Genomic DNA, 20,732 nt, shown 5'->3' on the forward strand with positions numbered 1-20,732 from the left:
TCTAGTTCTCCTCTCTAATTTCTATCTTTCCTAGTTTTTGTGCTATATAATTATTTGCTGAAATTTTCACATTGTGATTATCTGGATAAAATCTTGTTGATAATGCAAAAGATCCGTCATTAGCAAATAATTCTATTGATGAACTATCAAAAACTATTTCTACATTTTCTATATTCACTTTATAATTTCTATTATCACGACCATAGCCACTAGTCCCAAAATCTACTTTTAATTCATTATCATTGTAGCTCACTTTAAAATCAGCTATTTCGATTTCAAACTCTTGACCATGCTCTTGTTTATAATACCATGTTTTCTCAGTAAAATCACTATCTTTTATACTTTCTCCTAATAATTCTTTTACTGACTTGTGCAATGTTTGGCGTACTTTACCATCTTTATAATTTACTACACGAGGTATTGTTAAACAGTTTTGATATCCAAATTTTGATGTTGGGTTTGTATAACTACTATCTGGAACATACATCCATCCTATTAGTACACGATTATTATCTTCATCTAAAAATGTTTGCGAAGCATAAAAATCATGACCGTAATCTAATAGACTAAAGTTATTTATTTTTTCTACATTCTCAATTCCTTCTTCTACAACTGAATATCCAATTTGATACATATTCTCATAATTAGGATACATTCTAGATATTCCTTGAGGAGAGAACATAAAGATTTCTTTTCCATCTACTTCAAAATAGTCTGGACATTCCCACATAAAACCTAGATTTTTCTCAGAGTAAATAGTTTTGTATGGTTCTAAAGTATCATTATCATATACTAATAAGCATCCATAATCATTACTATCTCTAGCTCCAAGCACTAGATAGTTTTTACCATTTTTTTCGAATACTTTTGGGTCCCTAACATGGTTTGACATATTAGGATAATCATCTGTCGTTAAAAGACATTTTTTCTCAGTAAAGTTTACTCCATCCTCTGTTGAGAATGATATGGTATTATGACCACGCCCAGCATGAACGTAGTCATAATCTCCTTTATATTTCACATTTCCTGTGTAATAGAAAACTAACTTATCACCTTCTACATTAGCACTTCCAGAGTAAACACCACTTTTTTCTTCTTCAATTGTTGGTGTTAAGAATACGCCTTGATCTTCATATTTTTTAAGATCGCTACTTGTATAGTAATACCATAGTTTCAATCCACCATTTACTTCATATGAGTATTGATGAAATATATGATATTTACCTTTAAAATAAGCTAGTCCGTTTGGATCATTTAGCCAACCTTTTTCTGGTTCTAAATGAAGATTTTGCTTCCAATTATTAGCTAGCATTCACAAGCTCTTTCTTAGTTTTGAAGAAGTATGCTGTTACTGAGAATGCTACTATGAATGATAATGCTATACCAATGGCAAATACTGACCAGTGATTTGCAGGAATTGAGATGAATCCTGGAAGCCCTGCTGCACCTAAAGCTGATGCAAATACTTTGTTAAATCCAATCCATGCACTACCTACAGCACTTCCTGCTATAGCTCCGTAGAATGGATATTTAAGTCTTAAGTTAACCCCAAACATCGCTGGTTCTGTAATACCTAGTAAAGCAGAAATACCTGATGCTGAAGAAATTGATTTCATTTTTGTGTTTTTAGAGAATACTAATACTGCTAGAACTGCTGCCCCTTGAGCTACGTTTGACATAGATGCAATAGGGAAAATAAATGTTAGTCCTGTTGCAGCTAATAATTGAGTTTCGATAGCTGCGAAACTTTGGTGAAGACCAGTAATAACGATTGGTGCATATAATAGACCAAAGATACCAGCTCCAATAAATCCACCATTAGTGTATAACCATTGTAATCCTTCTCCAAGTAGAGTACCTGCTTCACGAAGAACTGGCCCCATCCATGCAAATGTTACAAATCCAGTTACGAATAATGAAATTAATGGTGTAGTTAAGTTATCTAACCATGATGGTGTTACGCGACGTAAGAATTTCTCGATAGTCGCAAGAATCCATGCTGCCGCTAAGATAGGCAATACTGTACCTTGATATCCTACTTTTGCAATCTTAAATCCAAATACATCCCAATATTGTAGAGTTGTTACTTTTTGTAAACCTTCTACTACTTGCCCACTTTGGTTAACAATATCTACAGCTGGTGCTAATAGTTGATTAGTAGCTGGATCTAATTTACCAAATGTATAGAAGTTCATAATATCTGGGTGAACCATTAACATTGCAAGTGCTGCCCCAAGATATGGGTTACCACCAAAACGCTTAGTTGCAGAAAAACCAATTAATACTGGTAAGAATACGAACGGTGCATTAGCAAAAACGTTAACCATATCAGCAAGTCCAGCAATACTTGGGTTAGCTTCAATAACTGATTTACCAGTATAGAATAAATCTTTAGATGTTAATACGTTATTAATCCCCATTAATAACCCTCCAGCAACAATCGCTGGAATGATTGGTACGAAGATATCACTTAACATTTTAACAAAACGTTGAATAGGATTTCCTTTTGCTTTTTTTACTGTATCTGAAGAATCTTCTTCACTATTAACATTATTTCCTTTATAAGCATCGTTATAAGCAGCATATACTTGTTGAACTAAACCACTTCCGAAGATTAATTGAAGTTGTCCATTATTAAAGAATACACCTTTAACCCCTTCAATATCCTCTAACTTATCCTTATCATATTTTTCCTCATCATTTAATTCTAAACGAAGACGTGTTGCACAGTGAACTACACTACGAATGTTGCTTTCGCCACCACTGTGTTCTACAACTTCATTAACAACTTTTTTTAAATCCATTATATTTTTTCTCCTTTTTTATTTTTATTTATTTTTAATAATAACACTTCGGTAAAAACCGATAAAATATAAATGGTAACGTTACTTTTTATATTCTATATTACTTAAGTAGATTTGTCAATAGAAAAAAGTAACGTTACCTAAATTTTTTATTTTTATTTTTTTAAACTGAAAAACAATCATTATTTTAGCGATTGATTTTTAAAAAATAGTATATTTCTTGCTTATAGGATTTTAACTTTGATATAATCAAAGCAGCTTTATAATTAACTTAACGGAAGGAACTTCAATGAATATATCTATTCTACGGCTTTTTAGCAAAATATGGACTAATATCTATAAAAATAAATCAACCTATCTTGCAGTCGCTACCGTATTACAATTAACATTACTATGTGGTATTTGGTTAATTTCCAATATATTTCGTTTAGCTTTAAACTTTGCAGGAGAAGATAATCTAGATAAAAATAATATTTACCATATTATTTCAAACCCTATTAGTTTTATACTACTCATAGTCTTAATTCTCACTGCAGCATTTTTTATGTTTATAGAATTTTCTACATTAACCTTTACTATTTACGGTCAATTAGTAGAGAGCACCTATTCTATTCGTAACATTGCTGGTAACGCATGGAAGAAAATGAAAAATTTAATAGGTATTCAAATCATATTTTTCATTGGTTACTTTATTTTATCTATCCCTGTTGCTAATATTGGTATAAAATCAATACTCTCACAGAATTTTTATATTCCTAAATTTATCACAGATGAACTTTCTAAATCTAATTCTGGAAGTTTGATTTTAGCTGCTGTTGTTATACTATCTACATATATACATATTAGATTGATATTTACTCTTCCTCTAACAGCTATAAGTGATAAGAAAATTTTAGATAGTATAAAAGAAAGTTGGAGACTCACTAAAAAAGGTAAATTTAAATTCTTTATTACTATAGGTATATTTGAATTAATTTATGCCATAATTTCATTTACCACAGTAAGTTTAACAGTATCATTATTAGCTTTTATTGATCCAAAAGGCAATAATTTTATTATCGAAACAGTATTCTTTACTATCCTAAGTGCAACTATCTTTTTCTTTGGAGCCCTTTCTAAAGTAACGAGTATAACCGCAATTATTACAGTATTAATAGAACAAGATCAGATATCTAAAGAAATGGTTATAAATAAAAAAGAAGATAAGAAAAAATCGCGAGTTCTTCTTTTCTTATCAACAGTTTTAGTTTTAGGAATAATTATTTTTAATGGTTTTACTTTATACTCTAATGGAGTTAATGACAATATCAAAACAATTGCCCATAGAGGATATGTAGAAAAAGGTGTAGAAAATTCTATTGAATCTCTTGAAGCTGCAGCTGAAGCTGGAGTCGATTATGTTGAGATGGATGTTCTTATGACAAAAGATAATAAGTTTATAGTAATGCACGATTATAATTTAAAACGTCTTGCAGGTATAAATAAAAAAGTTCAAGATATGACATATAATGAATTAGTAGGTTTACCTATTTCCCAATCAGGTCATACAAGTAAGATACCATCTTTTGAAGAATATGTAAAAAGAGCTAAAGAACTTAACATGAAACTTGTAGTAGAATTAAAACCACATGGTGGTGAACCAAATAACTATGTTGATATATTCCTAGAGAAGGTAAAAGAGTTAGATATAGAAAAAAATTATAAATATATGTCCCTAGATTTAAAAATTATGGAAGAATTAGAATCTAAAGCGCCTCAACTAGAAACTGGATATATAATTCCTTTCCAGTTTGGTAAGTTTTCTAATAATAATGTTGACTTCTTTGCTATAGAAGACTTTTCATTTAGTAATAGTTTAGTGGAACAAGCAAAAAAACAGAATAAAAGTGTTTATGTTTGGACAATAAATGAACCTAGCTTAATTACTAAATATTTACAAAGTCCTGCAAATGGTATAATAACAGACGAACCTACTCAAGTGAAAGAAACAAAAGAAAAATTAGAAAAAAACAACTCTTATTTTGATCGAGTATTGAGGTTAGCGGGACTAGAAGATTAGAAAAAACCTATATAAGTTGGTAAATTAACTTATATAGGTTTACTTTTTTATTAATCATTATTAGAAATTATCATGAACTTATTTCTCAACTAAATCAATATTAACAAGTGGTTCTTCAGTACCTAATACAAATAGTATTGCTTCGCCATCCTCATCATGAATTTCTATATCTTTTTGATACGAGTATTTTTTACTATTTTTTATTCTTAACGTATAGACATTTCCCATTTTAACATTAATATTAGATAGCATACTCTGAGAACTTCTTATCGCTATAACATCATTAGGATTCTTTTTACTGACTAACTCAAATTCTAGTTCATCAAATACTGGTTGTTCTTTATTCATTACCACTATTTGTGAAATAGTTCCTATTTTCACTTTGTCTTTTTCTTCTTTTGAACTAGCACTATCTTTTTTAATTTTTTCTAATTCTTTTTCTATATCTTTAAGATAACCATTCACATATATCGGTAGTGTCTCTGGTTTTGCAAGTTCTTCTTTAGCTGAGGTTACTAAATCACGTAATTGTTTTGAATCTTTAGTATTTAAAACTTCTTCTGCTTCTTTTATTTTATTTGCTAAATCAGTTTTTAAATGATTTAAATCAACTTTTTTAACTACAAATACGGGTATTTCTTTTCCTTCATAGTTAAAAGTTGAATAGCTAGTTGCTTTACCATATTCAATTATTCCATCTTCTGATACACTTACATTTATTGAATCTGGTTTAAATTCCCAGTTAAACTGATCATTTTTTGAGACATTAACTATATATTCTACTCCATTTACTTTACCTTCTAAATCTAATTCAACTATACCATTTTTATTTGATTTACTGTTTTTTAAAGTAGTTATTTTCGTTCTTATTCCACTTACAGATAATTCAACATTTTCAACTGGGTTTCCTTTTTCATCAACAACTCTAAACTGTGATTTTACCACTTTAACATTTTGATCATTTTTTACTTCTTCTTTAAATTCAACTACATCAGATGTTTTATCTGTAACAGCCTTATTATCTAAATTATTTATTCTTCCTTTATCATCAGTTGTAAATACTAGACTTTCCCTACTAAATGCAACATCTCTTTTTTCTATTCTTAACTCATACTTAGTATTTGGTTTTAAATCATTTGATTTAACTGTCACTGTTCCATCTTTTGAAGTTTTAGGTTGTTTCACAATATTAGGTATATTTCCATCATATTCAAATAATCTAAATTGTACATTTTCCGATACTTGATTATTCTTATCTAGTACTTTTGCAGATATACTATCTAAAGATAAATGTTTACTTGTTGAAGTAGCACTCTCTTTTTTGGCTTTTAAGTCTAAATGATTTATAATACGTTCTGTTTTTGCATCATAAAGAATATAATAACCTTCTTCTTTTTTAAGTACTACATCTATTGGATCAAACGAATATTTTTTATTATCTTTTATAGATATATTATATTCTTCATTTGTATACAGTTGGGAACTAGTTAGCATCCCATCTTTTGATGTTATCTCAACAACTTCCTCAGGATGCTTTTTATTTGCAAATTTGAATGTTAATGTATCAGATATTGGTTTATTAGCACTAGTTAATACTAAGAAATCTAATTTTGCATTTTGTCTTGTTGATCCATTATTATTTTCGGTTTGTGACGATGTTGCTTCTACTTCTCCTTCAACATCATAACTCACTTTAACTTTGAATATAGTATCATGTACTATTGCACTTTTTTGTAAAGATTTTCTAACAATAGCTGTGTTAGGTAATACCCTATATTTTTTTATCTTTTCAAGTTCATCTTTAGATATTTCCCTTTGCTCGATTTCTCCTGCTGCTAGTTTATCTATATGGTAATTTATAGTTTTTTTGCCATCTAATGTTATTTTTACATCAATATTTTTTATGTCTTTAATAGCTTTTATTTCAAGTATAGCACCCTCATCATTCTCTATAATTCTAACTTGTGCATCTTGATTTACTTCTACTTCAATATTTTCCTTAGCGTGAACTTCTACTTTCCCAAACTGCGGTATTCCAGATAGAACTAATACACCACCTAAAATTCCACTCGATAATTTTAATATAATTTTTTTATTCATTTATTTCACCCCGTTTTAAAAATAACACAAAAAATATTTCTCCTAAATATATTTCTATCATTATCTTATCTGATATAACATTAATCATCTTCGTATTTTGTTTTATATGTACCATATTACAACAAAATCTTATCGTTTTCAAAAGTTTCTATAATAAGCTCTAAAACGTTTTATATATTTACGATATATTATTTTTATACTTTTCTCAAAGGAACTGCCATTTTAAAAATAGTTGATTACAAATAAATTTTTATTATAGTTATATTTAGAAAAATAAAAATTATCTTATGTTTTAAAAAAAGAATGATAATCTTTTTTATTTGGATTATCATTCTCTCTTAATTTTTTTATTATTTAACTAATTTTACGAAATGTTTTAATGTTCTAATTAATTGTGCTGTATATGACATTTCATTATCATACCATGCTACAACTTTTACTAATTGTTTATCTCCTAAACCTATTACTTTAGTTTGAGTAGCATCGAATAAAGATCCATAACTCATACCTATAATATCAGATGAAACTATAGGATCTTCTGTATAACCGTATGATTCATTTGCTGCTTTTTTCATAACTTCGTTGATTTCTTCAACAGTTACTTTTTTCTCAACATTGGCGAATAATTCTGTTAATGATCCAGTTGGTACTGGTACACGTTGTGCAGCACCATCTAATTTACCATTTAATTCCGGAATTACTAGTCCTATTGCTTTAGCTGCACCTGTTGTATTAGGTACAATATTTTCTGCAGCTGCACGTCCTCTTCTAAAGTCTCCTTTATTATGAGAACCATCTAAAGTATGTTGATCTCCAGTATAACCATGAATTGTAGTCATTAGTCCTTGAACAATTCCAAAATTATCATGAAGCACTTTTGCCATTGGAGCTAAACAGTTAGTTGTACAAGAAGCACCTGAAATAACAGTTTCTTCCCCTGTTAATATTTCATGATTAACATTATAAACTATTGTTTTTACATCATTACCACCTGGTGCAGATAATAGTACTTTTTTAGCTCCAGCTCTAATATGTGCTTCAGCTTTTTCTTTACTATTGAATCTACCACTACATTCTAAAACGATATCAACACCTAATTCTTTCCAAGGAAGGTTTTCTGGATCTGGTTCCCCAAATACTTTAATTTCTTTTCCATTAACTATAAATGCTCCTTCTCCCTCTTCTACAGTTCCTGGAAAAGCTCCTTGAGTTGTGTCATATCTTAATAAATATACTATCTGATTAATTGGTCTCATTCTTGATCTATTTACTGCAACAACTTCAATATCATCAGCATGTTGTGCTTGTATCTGTCTCAAGACTAATCTCCCAATTCGACCAAAACCATTAATAGCAACTTTTATTGTCATGTGTTTTTTCCCCCTAAAAATTTATTTTATTACTATAAGTTTCTTAAAAATTCATTTTGATTAAATCACGTTTTTATAGTAAAATAAACTTTTTAATTTTATTTAAATTCATAATGTACATTCTATAAGCAAACTTATAGTAAGCGTTTCAAAACACCTAAACACAGTATATCATATCAAAATAGTAATTTCAATATCTTAAAACTTAAATTACAGACTTTTATGATATAAATATTTATGAAATAAAAATTTATATTTTTCATCAAAATTTAAAACCTTTTATTATAAGGGAATTTTTTGCATTGCTAATATTTTAAATAAATTTTATATTAAAATATTTTTTTGTTTCTTAACTTTTGAAAGGGCTTGATTTTTGTATTTTCATGTTCTATACTTAATATTAGATAACATAAAAAGGAGTTAATAACTAACTATGAAAAGAAAAAAAGTTGTTGTCACTATGACATCATTATTAGCATCTGTTGTTTTAGCAACTGGATGTGCTCAAAAATCTGATAACAGTTCAAAAGAAGAAAATAAAAATTCTGATAACAAGATTACTCTTTCTTACGATGAACTAAGATCTAGAGAAAACACTATGGGAACTCTGTGGTATCAAAATGCTGCAGAAGTAGATGCACTATACCAACAAGGTTATAACATAGCAACAGCTAAGTTAAAAGAATATTTAAAAACACCTTCAGAAAAGCCATACTCAATTGTATTAGACTTAGATGAAACTGTATTAGATAATACCCCATATCAAGTTCAAAATATTAAAGATGGAACTGCATTTAACGCTAAAGATTGGGATGAATGGGTTCAAAAAGCAGCCGCAAAACCTGTTGCTGGAGCTAAAGAATTCCTTCAATTCGCTGATAAAAATAAAGTTCAAATCTACTATATTTCTGATAGAACTGATTCTCAAATAGATGCAACTATTAAAAATCTTGAGGAACAAGGTATTCCTGTTCAAGGACGTGATCATTTAATGTTTAAAAAAGAGGGAGATAAATCTAAAGAACCACGTCGACAAGAAGTTATGAAACATACTAATTTAATTATGCTATTTGGGGATAATCTAGTAGACTTTGCTGACTTCTCTAAAACATCAGAAACTGATAGAGAAAAATTATACGAAGAATTAAAAGGTGAATTTGGTGAAAAATTCATTATCTTCCCTAACCCTATGTACGGATCATGGGAATCTGCAGTTTATAAAGGTGAGAAAAAAGACGCTAAAGGTCAATCTGAAGCTCGTATGAATGCTCTTAAAGGTTATAAATAATCTATATTTTATTAAAGAGGAGGTGGACCTCACCTCTTCTTTTTATATTTGAAAACATTTTCCTTGATTACATTATTTTTCAAGAGTATAATACAAACTAGAAAATATTTCTATATATATTTAAGGAGCATAAAATGAAAAAAAACAAATTAAAATACGTACTTATACCTGCATTTACAACAGCAGCAATGTTCCCTATATTTGCAGACAATAACGCTAAAGCAAATGATGAAAGTACTACAGTTGCAGCTACTCAACCAGCCGCTCAACCAACTTTTCAAAAAGAACCTAAGGAAATTAGTAATAAAATTCCTATGACTGTTTCTGAGTACAAGCAAAAAAGTGCCTTGGAGCTAGCTCAATTAATTCGCGAGAAAAAAGTAACTAGTGAAGAGCTAGTAAACCTTGCATATAAAACAATTGACCAAGAAAATCCAAAACTTAATGCTGTACTTACAACAGAAAATGGAAAAATTCCAGCTGCTATTAAAGAACAAGCTTATTCTGACGCTAAGGAAATTGATAATCGTATAAAAGCAGGAACAGCTTCTTCTAACCCTGTTAACTGGGATGAACAACCATTTTTAGGTGTACCTACACTTATTAAAGGGTTAGACCAAATCAAAAATGGTGATGCATCAAATGGTGTTTACTTTAACAAGGGGAAAGTATCAAAAAACGACTTAATGGTAGCAAAAGAATTCAGAAAATTAGGATTTGTCATTTTAGGTCAAACTAACTATCCTGAGCTAGGAACTAGAAATATTACAGATTCTAAATTATTTGGACCTGCGGGAAACCCTGCTGATCCATCACGAAATACTGGAGGTTCTTCAGGAGGAAGTGCTGGTGCTGTAGCTAGTGGTATGGTTCCAATTGCTAGTGCTAGTGATGCTGGAGGATCTATCCGTATTCCAGCTTCTTGGACAGGTTTAATCGGTTTAAAACCTACAGGACATGTAGTTAAATTCCCTCTTGTTAAAACTATTGAAGATGCTAAAGTTTACTTTGATAAAACTAACATTAGTAAACCTAAAACACTTGAAGAAGTACCAAGCGACTTAAAAAAACTAAAAGTAGCTTATACTCTTAAAACCCCACTTAAAGATGTTGAATTAAGTGAAGACGGTAAAAAAGCAGTTCTAAAAGCTGTAGATTTCTTAAAAGCTCAAGGTTTTGAAGTTGAAGAAGTTAATGAGTTCCCTGTTGATGGATATGAAGGAATCAGAACATATACAGTTGGTGCTATAGGTGGTGCATACGCCCAAGCAGCAAAACTTGCAAATGAGACAACAAAATATGAACTTGATCCTGCTACATATGCATTAGGAACATCAACTATTTCAAGAGGAAAAGTGGTAGGTAATACTGATATTTCTTCTGCTAAACCAGCTAGCACATATATAAAACAAATGGATGATTTCTATAAAAAATATGATTTATTCTTAATGGCTACTAATGCTGTAACAGCGCCTTCAAATGATAAGAGCATTGACCCTTATGTAGATCCTGAAGTAGAGAAAAAATTATATAACATTAATAATATTAAAGACCCTAAAGAACGCTTTGATTTATTAGTAAAACAATGGGAACCTATGATGAAGAGAACTCCATTTACATGGCTATTCAACCTTACAGGTAACCCATCTATTTCTCTTCCTGTATACAAAAACGAAAGTAACTTACCACTAGGTGTTATGTTCGCTGGTAGAAATAATTCAGAGAAAATATTACTTGAAATGGGACAATTATTCCAAGATAATAAGCAATTCATTATGAATTCAAGTATTAGAAATACTGCATTATCTGAAAATGGAAATAAAGTTGGAGTTAATGATTACAATACTAAATTTGAATATACTACACCTAATTATGCTCCTGTAGTTGAAGAATTACCTATTTTAAATATTGATAGTGTTAAACCATCAGCTAATCCCGATACTACTAAAGCAGATAAAAATATTGTTAGCAATTATCCAAAATTTAGTAAAGTAGAAGCAAATAATAACTCTACTGTTAAAGCTTTACCAAAAACTGGGGTAACTAACACTACTTCATTCACTACAATTGCTGCGTTAGGTTTAATAGCCCTAATGCTATATAGAAATAAAAAGAATAACTAATTATAAAAAGAGTGACCTGAATTTAAAATTCAAGTCACTCTCTTATTATAAAGTTAATAAAAAATTTAGTTAGCTTAATCTACCTTTTAGTCTCATATTTTTTACAATTTTCTCAATAGAGTTTACATAAGCAGCTTTTCTCATTGGAATAGTGAATCTTTCTTTTACTTCCCAAATATCGTTAAATGCTTTTGTCATAACTTTATCTTGTTTTTCAACAACTTCTTCTTCACTCCAATAGTATCCTTGTAAGTTTTGAACCCATTCAAAGTATGATACAGTAACACCACCGCTATTAGCTAGTATATCAGGAATTACAACAATACCTTTTTCTTGTAAAGCTTTATCTCCTTCAAGAGTAGCTGGTCCATTAGCACCTTCTGAAACAATAGGTGCTTTAATTAAGCTTGCTTCATGAGAATCAATAGCATTTTCTAAAGCACAAGGACATAATACATCTACATCAAGAGCCCAGAATTCATCTAATGATAGACGTTTTGTATTTGGTAAAGTATGGAATCTAACTTTAGTATCTTTACAATTTTGTAATTCTTCGTATGATAGTCCTTCTTCACGATATACTGCATATTGAACTCCATCATCATCACGTTCTGTTACTGCAACGACTGTAGCTCCATATTTTATGGCTGTATCTACTGTATAACTTCCTACATTACCAAATCCTTGTACAGAAAATTTAGCTCCCTCAACTGTTTTACCAGTTTTTTCTAAAGCAAGTTTGGCAGATAATGCAACCCCATGACCTGTAGCCTGTGTTCTTCCTAATGATCCGCCCATTTCTAATGGTTTTCCTGTTAACGTACCTATTCCTTGTTCTCCAGTAAGTACGTTATATTCATCAATCATCCAAGACATAATTTGACCATTTGTATTAACATCTGGTGCTGGAACATCTTGTTTCTCTCCTAAGTATTTATATAATCCACGGATATATCCACGTGATAGTCTTTCTAATTCACCTTTTGATAGTTCTTTAGGGTCAACTATAACCCCTCCTTTTCCTCCACCATATGGTAGATTAGCAACTGCACATTTGAATGTCATCCAAATTGATAATGCCTTTACCTCATCTCCTGTTACTAATGGATGGAATCGAAGTCCACCTTTTGTTGGCCCTATCGCATCATTATGTTGTGAACGGAACCCTTTAAAATACTTCACTTCTCCACTATCCATTTTCACCGGAATAGTAATCTCAATAAATCTTTGAGGATCTTTTAGTGATTCGTAAACTTCCTCTTTATAACCTAATATATCACAAGCACTTTTGATTTGTTCTCTTGCGTTAATTAATGGATTGTTGTTCATAGCATTATCTCCTTACAATTAAATTTTACATTTAATAATGTATTCGTTTACTATATTATAACAAATCTCTAATACTTTTTAAAAAAGTATATTTTTCTAAAATTACATAGACAAATAATATTTTTTTATTATTTATAATATTATTTTTCATATGCTTTTTAAAATAGAAATCCTCATAACTTTCAATATAAATATTACTTTATTTTTTCATTTAAATAATATATTATTTATATTTATTATTTTTATTAACTAGTACAATAAAAAACAGCTTTGATCTCGTATCAAAACTGTTTTTTACTATATTTATTATTTATTTTGCTTCGTACCATGAAGGTCCACTACTTGCTTCAGCTTTTAGCTTAACATCTAGGTTAGCCGCTTCTTCCATTATAGCTACCATTTTATCAGTAAATTCTTCTAAAATATCTTTACTAACATCAAAAATTAGTTCGTCGTGTACTTGTAACAGTAGTTTTGCATCAACCTTACTTTCTTCGATGTAGTTATATGCACTTATCATTGCTATTTTTATAATATCAGCCGCAGTTCCTTGAATAGGTGTATTCATAGCAATACGTGCATTAAGATTTGCAATTATTTTGTTTTTAGCAGTGATTTCAGGCAAACTTCTTCTTCTGTTATATAAAGTTTCTACGTACCCATGCTCTTTAGCAAATTCTACAATGTCAGTCATATATTTATCAACACCTTTAAATGTTTCTAAATACTTTTCAATAAATTCTTTTGCACGTTTTCTAGTAATTCCAAGGTTGTTTGATAATCCAAAGTCAGATATTCCATAAACTATTCCAAAGTTTACTGCTTTAGCTTCCCTTCTCATAGTTGGTGTTACTTCATCTAGTGGTACACCATTGACATCACTTGCTGTTTTTGTATGTATATCTACATCATGTTTAAATGCATCAATCATACCTTTATCTTGGGCAATGTGAGCTAAAACACGTAATTCTATTTGTGAGTAGTCTATAGATAAAATTACTCTATCACTAGAAGCCGGGATAAATGCTTTTCGTATCTTTTTACCTTCTTCTATTCTTGTTGGAATATTTTGAAGATTCGGATTTACTGAAGATAATCTACCCGTTTGTGTTAATGTTTGTTCATAACGAGTATGGATTTTCCCTTCACGTGTAATATCTTTTACTAAACCTTTTGCATATGTTGAATTTAACTTTGTTAAAGTACGATACTCCATAATTAATGGAATAATATCATGTTTATATTGTAACTGCTCTAGCACTTCAACGGCAGTAGAGTAACCTGTTTTTGTTTTCTTAACTACCGGTAACCCTAAGTCTTCAAATAGAACTACTCCAAGCTGCTTAGGTGAAGCTATATTAAATTCTGAACCAGCAAGAGTATAAATACTACCTTCTAAGACTTTAATTCTTTCATCAAACTCCTGACTCATTTCATCTAAAGCTTTTTTACTAACATGGATTCCTTCAAATTCCATATTAGCTAACACTCTAGCCACTTTAATTTCAATATTTTTATATAGGTCTAGCATATTTTCTTCTTCAAGCCTTTTTATCATTAGAGGCTTAACTTCTAAAATACTAGCTGCTATCTTGGCTATATATGAATTTAAAACTTCTTGAGTAGGTAAGGAACGTTTAGCTCCTTTTCCATAGATTTCTTCATTACTACTAATTATCTCACCTAGATAATTAAATACTATTTTATCTATTTCACTTTTTGATGTAACATCTATTAGATAATTAGCAATCTTAATATCAAATACATCTCCATTAATTTCTATATTATTCTTTTTAGCTATATAAATGATTTTTTTTATATCATAAACTGTTTTTTCTTCTTGGCTTTGCAGATATTCAATAACATATTTATTATCAAAGAAATTCTCCTCACTAAAAATATATACAATGTCATCTACATATACAGAAACACCTAGCACATCAGAATTTTGATAATCTTCAGTATAGCATTCTATATGTAATGCACTATTTTTAAAATCTAATTTAGTGTCTTTATCAGCTATTTGAATTTTTATATCTTTTTTAATATTTTCTTCCTTAGTTTCAGATTCACCTGCGTCTTCAGAGCTATTTTCTTGGGATAATTTTCTCAAAAATGAAACAAACTCTAATTTCTCAAATAACTCTTTTTTCTTCTCTCTATCTTCTTTAAAAGTAAGGTCCTCTATTTTATTATCAACAGGAACATCAGTAAAGATTGTGGCTAGTTTTTTACTTAATATAGCATCTTCTTTACCTTCAGTTAATCTTTCTTTTAATTTTTTACCACTAATATTATCAATATTTTCTAGTACATTTTCTACAGTTTCATATTCAGTTAATAATTTTATAGCAGTTTTTTCTCCAACCCCTGGAATACCTGGAATATTGTCAGATTTATCCCCCATTAATCCTTTCATATCGATTATTTGTTGAGGTGTTAGTCCGTATTTCTCATTAATAAACTCTGGGGTATAATAATCAATTTCTGTAACTCCACGTTTAGTATAGTAAACTGTAATATTATCACTAGCAAGCTGAGTTAAGTCTTTATCTCCTGATACTATAATAACTTCTAACCCTGCTTTTTCGGCTATTTTCGCATAACTACCTATTATATCATCAGCCTCGTAATCTAAGTGCTCTTCATATTTTATACCATATGAATCTAATAATTCTCGAACATATCCAAACTGTTCTACTAATTCATTAGGGGTTTTGTCCCTAGTTCCTTTATAAGCTCCATAGCTTTTATGACGAAATGTCTCTTTTCCTTTATCAAATGCTACTAATGCATATTTAGGTTTGGTATCTTCTAATATTTTTTCTAACATCAAAGTAAAGCCATATACACTATTTGTATATAAACCTTTTTTATTTTTTAGAGCTGGCATAGCATAATAAGCACGATAACTTAAGCTATTCCCATCTAATAAAATTATTTTATCCATTTTTTCCTCCTATAAAATAATTTCTATAAATCACAAATGAAGTGACTCAAACAATGATTTCAAAATAATCATCGTTATTAAGTCACTCACATTTATAACAATATTACTTCTTATAATAAATTATGAATTAGTTCTATTTTACTCTTCCAAGAATGACGTTTTATTTCTTCCATTAACTCTTTTGGAATCTCACGCTGTTTTCTTGTTCTTTCTATCATTAATTCTAGAGCAGCCACTATTCTCTCAATAAAAGCAGGTTTTTCCTCTTCTACCGCTTTATCCGTATCATAAATAGTTGGCATAGCTATATACTCTATTATATCTGAGTTATTAATTTTATCACCTAAAAACTCAATAAGTCCTTCTATTTCAGTAGCAACTACTCTTAATCCACTACCTAATGCTTCTACTGCAATTAGCCCTAAACCTTCAAAGTATGATGGTAAGATAAAGATATCTTTCTCACGCATTATTTCTCCAAGATGAACTTGATCCATGGCATTATAAATATTTATATTTTTTGAATCTCCAACAAGACGTTCAATTCTATCTCTATCTTGCTCTTTAAGGTTTCCTATTAATTCTATTTCAATATTATCAACTTTTGTTTCTAATATTCTAAAAGCTTTAATTAATTCAAAAAATCCTTTAGATTCATCAAATTTCCCTGCATATACTATCTCTACTTTATCTTTTTTAGGATATTCTTTTAAAGGGAAAAAGACTTTTTCATTATATCCTGCTCCAAGATTTATTATATTTTCCTTTGGATAATCAAATTCTTTTGCAATTTCATCAATTTGCCCACTACTTAAGGCTAATACTTTGTCAAGTTTACCTAGATTCAATACATATTTTTCTTTCATTATAGGATTTTTTTCAGCTTGTCTTATGTCTGTATTGTGACACACCCCTATAATTTTTCTATCATCAAAAATTTCACAAACTATTGAACTTAAAATCCAAAGATGGTGAGTGATAACTACATCAGGATTAAATTCTTCTTTTGCTTTTATTAATTTTTCTTTAAATGCGTTTTGCCAAGAATTTACCATATCTTCTGTCATATCTTTGTAAAGAGTATTATTGTAAGGCATAATATCACTCATTCCCACTATAGGAAAGTCTAGGTCTTCTCCTTCAAATTCTACTTCATACACAGTATCTAATATATTAAAATTATATTCAGGAGTAGTACCATAGACAGCCGCTTGTTCATGATTAAAGCTTTCTAATCCCTCTATTACATTTGTAAAATAAACTCCACTTCCTGTTTTTGCAGGTAATTGTGCTAAAACGTGTAACACTCGCATAAATTTCATCCTCAACTTTTTAATTATTCTATCATACTATTATACCACAGAAAAAAGGAATTCTTAATCAAGAACCCCTTTTTGTTTTATTAACGATAACCTATCGTTTTAATAATCTCTAACCTCAAGCGCTACATTCAGAAGCTTGTTCTGCCGGATTCGCATCATAATCTTTTGGATTATAAAATGCATCACGATATTTTTTAGTATAAAATGGTTCTATTAAATTAATAATAGTATAGCCATTTTCCCCTAGTTTTTTACAAACTTCTTTACTTTCTTCCGGATTATTATTATAGACAAAAATTGTAGTATCTTTATCTAATTTTTCTAAAACCGAATCGATTTCTTTAGGTGAAACTTTTATTTCGTCATCTGACAATACTTCTTCCCCTAAATTTAATAATTGTTTTTTAGAAGTTTTTGTGATTCTATATTTAAACTCAGATAGTAAAACATTTGTATATATAGCTTTTCCATAATCATACTGTTTTACCCCATCACCTATATGTAATTTCGTAAATCCTCTTTCACGTAATAATTTCTCTGTGTTTCGTGAAGTAACATCTACTACACAATATAGAATAATATCCTTATCTTTATAATCATCTAGAATATCGCTACCATCTTTAAATAATTTAATCGGTAAACTTACTGCATTAATGGCATGCACCCTGTCATACTCTTTTTTCCAACGAGTATCCACTACTAGTGCTTCTTCATAAGTTTTTTTCTCTACTTCAGCACCCGGTACTCGACCTGGTTTTCCTTTTAGTAGTTTTTGCCAAAATGCGTATAGTCCGATTACAATTATTAATAGAATTATACAAATAATTAATAATACATTCATCGCTATACCCCTTTCTGTTACTTTTAATTTTAACATATTTTATTATATATTTGTACTAAAAGAAACAAAATATCTTTGATTTTTTATATAATTAGGAGTAAAATGATATTAGTATTTATTTTATTATCATTAATTTAATAAAATAGTAATAATTAGATGTTTAATTTTCTAGAAAGGAGGTATTTCATGAAAATAAGTAAAATTAACAATATTGATAATAAAAATCTTAAAACAGAGGCTACTCTACTTCTTAATGGTATTTTAGTTGGAATTTTTGCTGGTATTGTTGGAGCAAGCTATAGGTTACTTATTGGTTTTAGTGAAAAGTTAGTTCATTTTACTGCAGATTTTATAAAAACCGGCTTTATTTGGAAAGTTATTTTATTAATTGTCCTTATTTTACTTGGACTGATTTCTGGATTTTTACTAAAAAGAGAACCAATGGCTAGTGGAAGTGGTATTCCTCAAGTTTCTGCAGAGATTACAGGTAGATTAGACTCTAACCCACTCAGGGTTCTTGTATATAAAATCACTGGTGGTTTAGTTGCTAGTCTTGGTGGTTTATCATTAGGACGTGAAGGACCATCTATTCAGCTAGGAGCCATGAGTGGTAAACTCGTTTCAAGAGTTTTAAAAAGAAACCCAGTCGAAGAAAAATATTTAATAACATGTGGAGCTAGTGCTGGTCTTTCTATAGCATTTGGAGCACCACTTGCTGGGGTTTTATTTTCAATTGAAGAAGTTCATAAAAACATTACTAAGAAGATTGTTATTTGTTGCTTTAGTGCAGCAGTTGTAGCAAACATAATAGGACAATACATTTTTAGTTTGAAGCCAATATTTAATTTCCCTAGTATAGATTATGTAGGACCAGAAATATATCCTGCTGTTGTTATATTAGGAATTCTTCTTGGAATTTTTGGGACATTTTATAATACTACTATTAAAGTTTTATTTAAAATTTATGAAAAATTAAACTTAAATATAGTATTTAGACCTCAAGTTGCATTTATAATTTCATTTATTTTATTTATAGTTTATCCAATAGTCCTAGGTAGTGGGCATAGTTTAGTGGAGGTTCTTATCAAAAATAAATTTAGTATAGCATTTTTATTAATCCTATACTTTATTAAGACATTATTCTCACTAATATCATTTACTTCAGGAGTTGCAGGAGGTATTTTCCTTCCTATACTTATACAAGGTGCGGTATTAGGTGCTTTGTTTAGTAATTTTTTTGATGCTAAATATGCTGCACTATTTATTATCTTATCAATGTCAGGATACTTAACTGCCATTGTGCGAAGCCCTATTACTTCTATTATTTTATTATTTGAAATGACTCAAAAACTAAATTACTTCCTTCCCATTGCATTATGTTGTTTATTAGCTTATTTTACAGCAAATATATTAGGAACAAAACCTGTATATGAGTATTTATTAGATCGCATACTTACAAGTAATAAACTTAATGATAATGAATTAGAAATGGAAGTCGAAATAATTACAAATATTTCTAACGACAGCAATCTAATAGGAAAAACTATTAGTGAGGTACCGTGGACTAAAGGAATATTAATTTCTAATATTGAGCGTTCAGGACGAGAAATTGTACCAAAAGGATCAACTAAATTAGAAGCCAATGACAGACTCACTGTAATTATGTATAAAGAAAGTGTCGAGGAATTTATAAAGAAATTTGGAGAGTAAAAAAACACATAAGGAACGAATCTGTTCCTTATGTGTTTTTATAATACATTATAATGTTTTAAAGCATTAGTAATTCCATCATCATCTACACTAGTTGTAATAAAATCTGCAATTTCTTTTACATCATCTCTGGCATTCTCCATAGCAATACCTATTCCAGCATGTTTTAACATGTCTATGTCATTACCACCATCACCAAAAGCCATAGTTTCTTCTAGTTTAATTCCAAAATGATTAATAATTGCATCAATTCCTTTATTTTTCCCACCATTCTTTGGTATTATATCCGTAAAATGGCTTGTCCAACGTGCAGTTTTTGAATTAGGCATAAGATGCATAAAGTCCCCTTCTTCCTCTTCAGATACAAAAACATTAAGTTGATACACTTTCTCTTTTAATGCTCTTTCATATGCATCTTCTACAACAACAAATCTAGTAGGATCTCCTAATTCATCTTCTAGCCATTGCACTCTTTCATTTTTTAAATTTAAAAATGCACCATCTAATAATGCAAAATCACACGCTATATTATGTTCTTGAAAATATGGTAAAGTTTGCTTTATGTCTTCTTTTGATAAAACTTTATCGTTTAAGACCTCTCCTGTATTTAAATAACAGTACTGTCCATTTATTGTGACATATCCATCAAATTTGAAATCAAGTAAATCATCTAAAAATTTTGTATGAAACGGCGCACGCCCTGTTGCAACAAAGATTTTTATTCCTTTTTCTCTTAATTTTTTCAAAGTTTCCTTAGTATTTTCCGGAATTGTTTTAGTTTTAAAACTTCTAATAGTTCCATCAATATCAAAAAATATTGCTTTAATTTTTGTCAT

The 20,732-nt window shown here is 29.5% G+C and carries 13 protein-coding genes; 4 read left to right on the forward strand and 9 right to left on the reverse strand.

The genetic code is table 11. The features are described 5' to 3' along the window. Window position 1 precedes the first annotated feature (1 nt). Complete coding sequence (locus T369_RS0101545) at window positions 2–1,312, reverse strand: glycoside hydrolase family 32 protein (RefSeq protein ID WP_031550835.1); 1,311 nt, start codon at window positions 1,310–1,312, stop codon at window positions 2–4. Continuing rightward, window positions 1,302–2,804: a sucrose-specific PTS transporter subunit IIBC gene (locus T369_RS0101550; protein WP_031550837.1), complete on the reverse strand. Its 1,503-nt coding sequence runs from the start codon at window positions 2,802–2,804 to the stop codon at window positions 1,302–1,304. The genes T369_RS0101545 and T369_RS0101550 overlap by 11 nt, the downstream gene beginning before the upstream one ends. 289 nt (window positions 2,805–3,093) lie before the next feature. Here T369_RS0101550 and T369_RS0101555 point away from each other — a divergent pair, with 289 nt between their 5' ends. After that, window positions 3,094–4,863: a glycerophosphoryl diester phosphodiesterase membrane domain-containing protein gene (locus tag T369_RS0101555; RefSeq protein WP_031550840.1), complete on the forward strand. Its 1,770-nt coding sequence runs from the start codon at window positions 3,094–3,096 to the stop codon at window positions 4,861–4,863. A 78-nt stretch (window positions 4,864–4,941) separates the two neighbouring features. Here T369_RS0101555 and T369_RS0101560 read toward each other — a convergent pair whose 3' ends face one another. Together T369_RS0101560 and gap are read right to left on the reverse strand one after the other, a co-directional pair. Beyond that, window positions 4,942–6,963 (reverse strand): hypothetical protein, encoded by a 2,022-nt coding sequence (locus tag T369_RS0101560; protein ID WP_031550843.1) that lies wholly within the window; start codon window positions 6,961–6,963, stop codon window positions 4,942–4,944. Window positions 6,964–7,313: 350 nt separating this feature from the next. Continuing rightward, window positions 7,314–8,333, reverse strand: a complete 1,020-nt coding sequence (gap, locus tag T369_RS0101565; protein ID WP_031550846.1) for a type I glyceraldehyde-3-phosphate dehydrogenase — start codon at window positions 8,331–8,333, stop codon at window positions 7,314–7,316. A gap of 433 nt (window positions 8,334–8,766) precedes the next feature. On the opposite strand from gap, the gene T369_RS0101570 reads away from it, so the two are divergent. After that, the gene (locus T369_RS0101570) at window positions 8,767–9,621 is read left to right on the forward strand and encodes a 5'-nucleotidase, lipoprotein e(P4) family (RefSeq protein ID WP_031550849.1); all 855 of its coding nucleotides are present in this window, start codon (window positions 8,767–8,769) and stop codon (window positions 9,619–9,621) included. A 134-nt stretch (window positions 9,622–9,755) separates the two neighbouring features. Next, complete coding sequence (locus tag T369_RS0101575) at window positions 9,756–11,744, forward strand: amidase family protein (protein WP_031550852.1); 1,989 nt, start codon at window positions 9,756–9,758, stop codon at window positions 11,742–11,744. Between the two features lie 69 nt (window positions 11,745–11,813). Here the strand turns inward: T369_RS0101575 and T369_RS0101580 are convergent, their stop codons facing one another. The 4 genes from T369_RS0101580 to T369_RS0101595 form a co-directional block, all read right to left on the reverse strand. After that, window positions 11,814–13,073, reverse strand: a complete 1,260-nt coding sequence (locus tag T369_RS0101580) for a Glu/Leu/Phe/Val family dehydrogenase (RefSeq protein ID WP_031550855.1) — start codon at window positions 13,071–13,073, stop codon at window positions 11,814–11,816. A 310-nt stretch (window positions 13,074–13,383) separates the two neighbouring features. Then, window positions 13,384–16,023, reverse strand: a complete 2,640-nt coding sequence (polA, locus tag T369_RS0101585) for a DNA polymerase I (RefSeq protein WP_031550857.1) — start codon at window positions 16,021–16,023, stop codon at window positions 13,384–13,386. A 110-nt stretch (window positions 16,024–16,133) separates the two neighbouring features. After that, window positions 16,134–17,336: a glycosyltransferase family 4 protein gene (locus T369_RS0101590; protein ID WP_031550860.1), complete on the reverse strand. Its 1,203-nt coding sequence runs from the start codon at window positions 17,334–17,336 to the stop codon at window positions 16,134–16,136. A 124-nt stretch (window positions 17,337–17,460) separates the two neighbouring features. After that, window positions 17,461–18,186, reverse strand: coding sequence for a rhodanese-like domain-containing protein (locus T369_RS0101595; RefSeq protein WP_031550863.1), 726 nt, complete (start codon window positions 18,184–18,186; stop codon window positions 17,461–17,463). Between the two features lie 186 nt (window positions 18,187–18,372). On the opposite strand from T369_RS0101595, the gene T369_RS0101600 reads away from it, so the two are divergent. Next, window positions 18,373–19,896 carry a ClC family H(+)/Cl(-) exchange transporter gene (locus tag T369_RS0101600; RefSeq protein ID WP_031550866.1) on the forward strand — a complete coding sequence of 508 codons (1,524 nt, stop codon included), beginning with the start codon at window positions 18,373–18,375 and terminating at the stop codon, window positions 19,894–19,896. 38 nt (window positions 19,897–19,934) lie between these two features. Here the strand turns inward: T369_RS0101600 and T369_RS0101605 are convergent, their stop codons facing one another. Next, window positions 19,935–20,732, reverse strand: a complete 798-nt coding sequence (locus tag T369_RS0101605; protein WP_031550868.1) for a Cof-type HAD-IIB family hydrolase — start codon at window positions 20,730–20,732, stop codon at window positions 19,935–19,937.

Source organism: Gemella sanguinis ATCC 700632 (assembly GCF_000701685.1).
Lineage (GTDB): Bacteria > Bacillota > Bacilli > Staphylococcales > Gemellaceae > Gemella > Gemella sanguinis.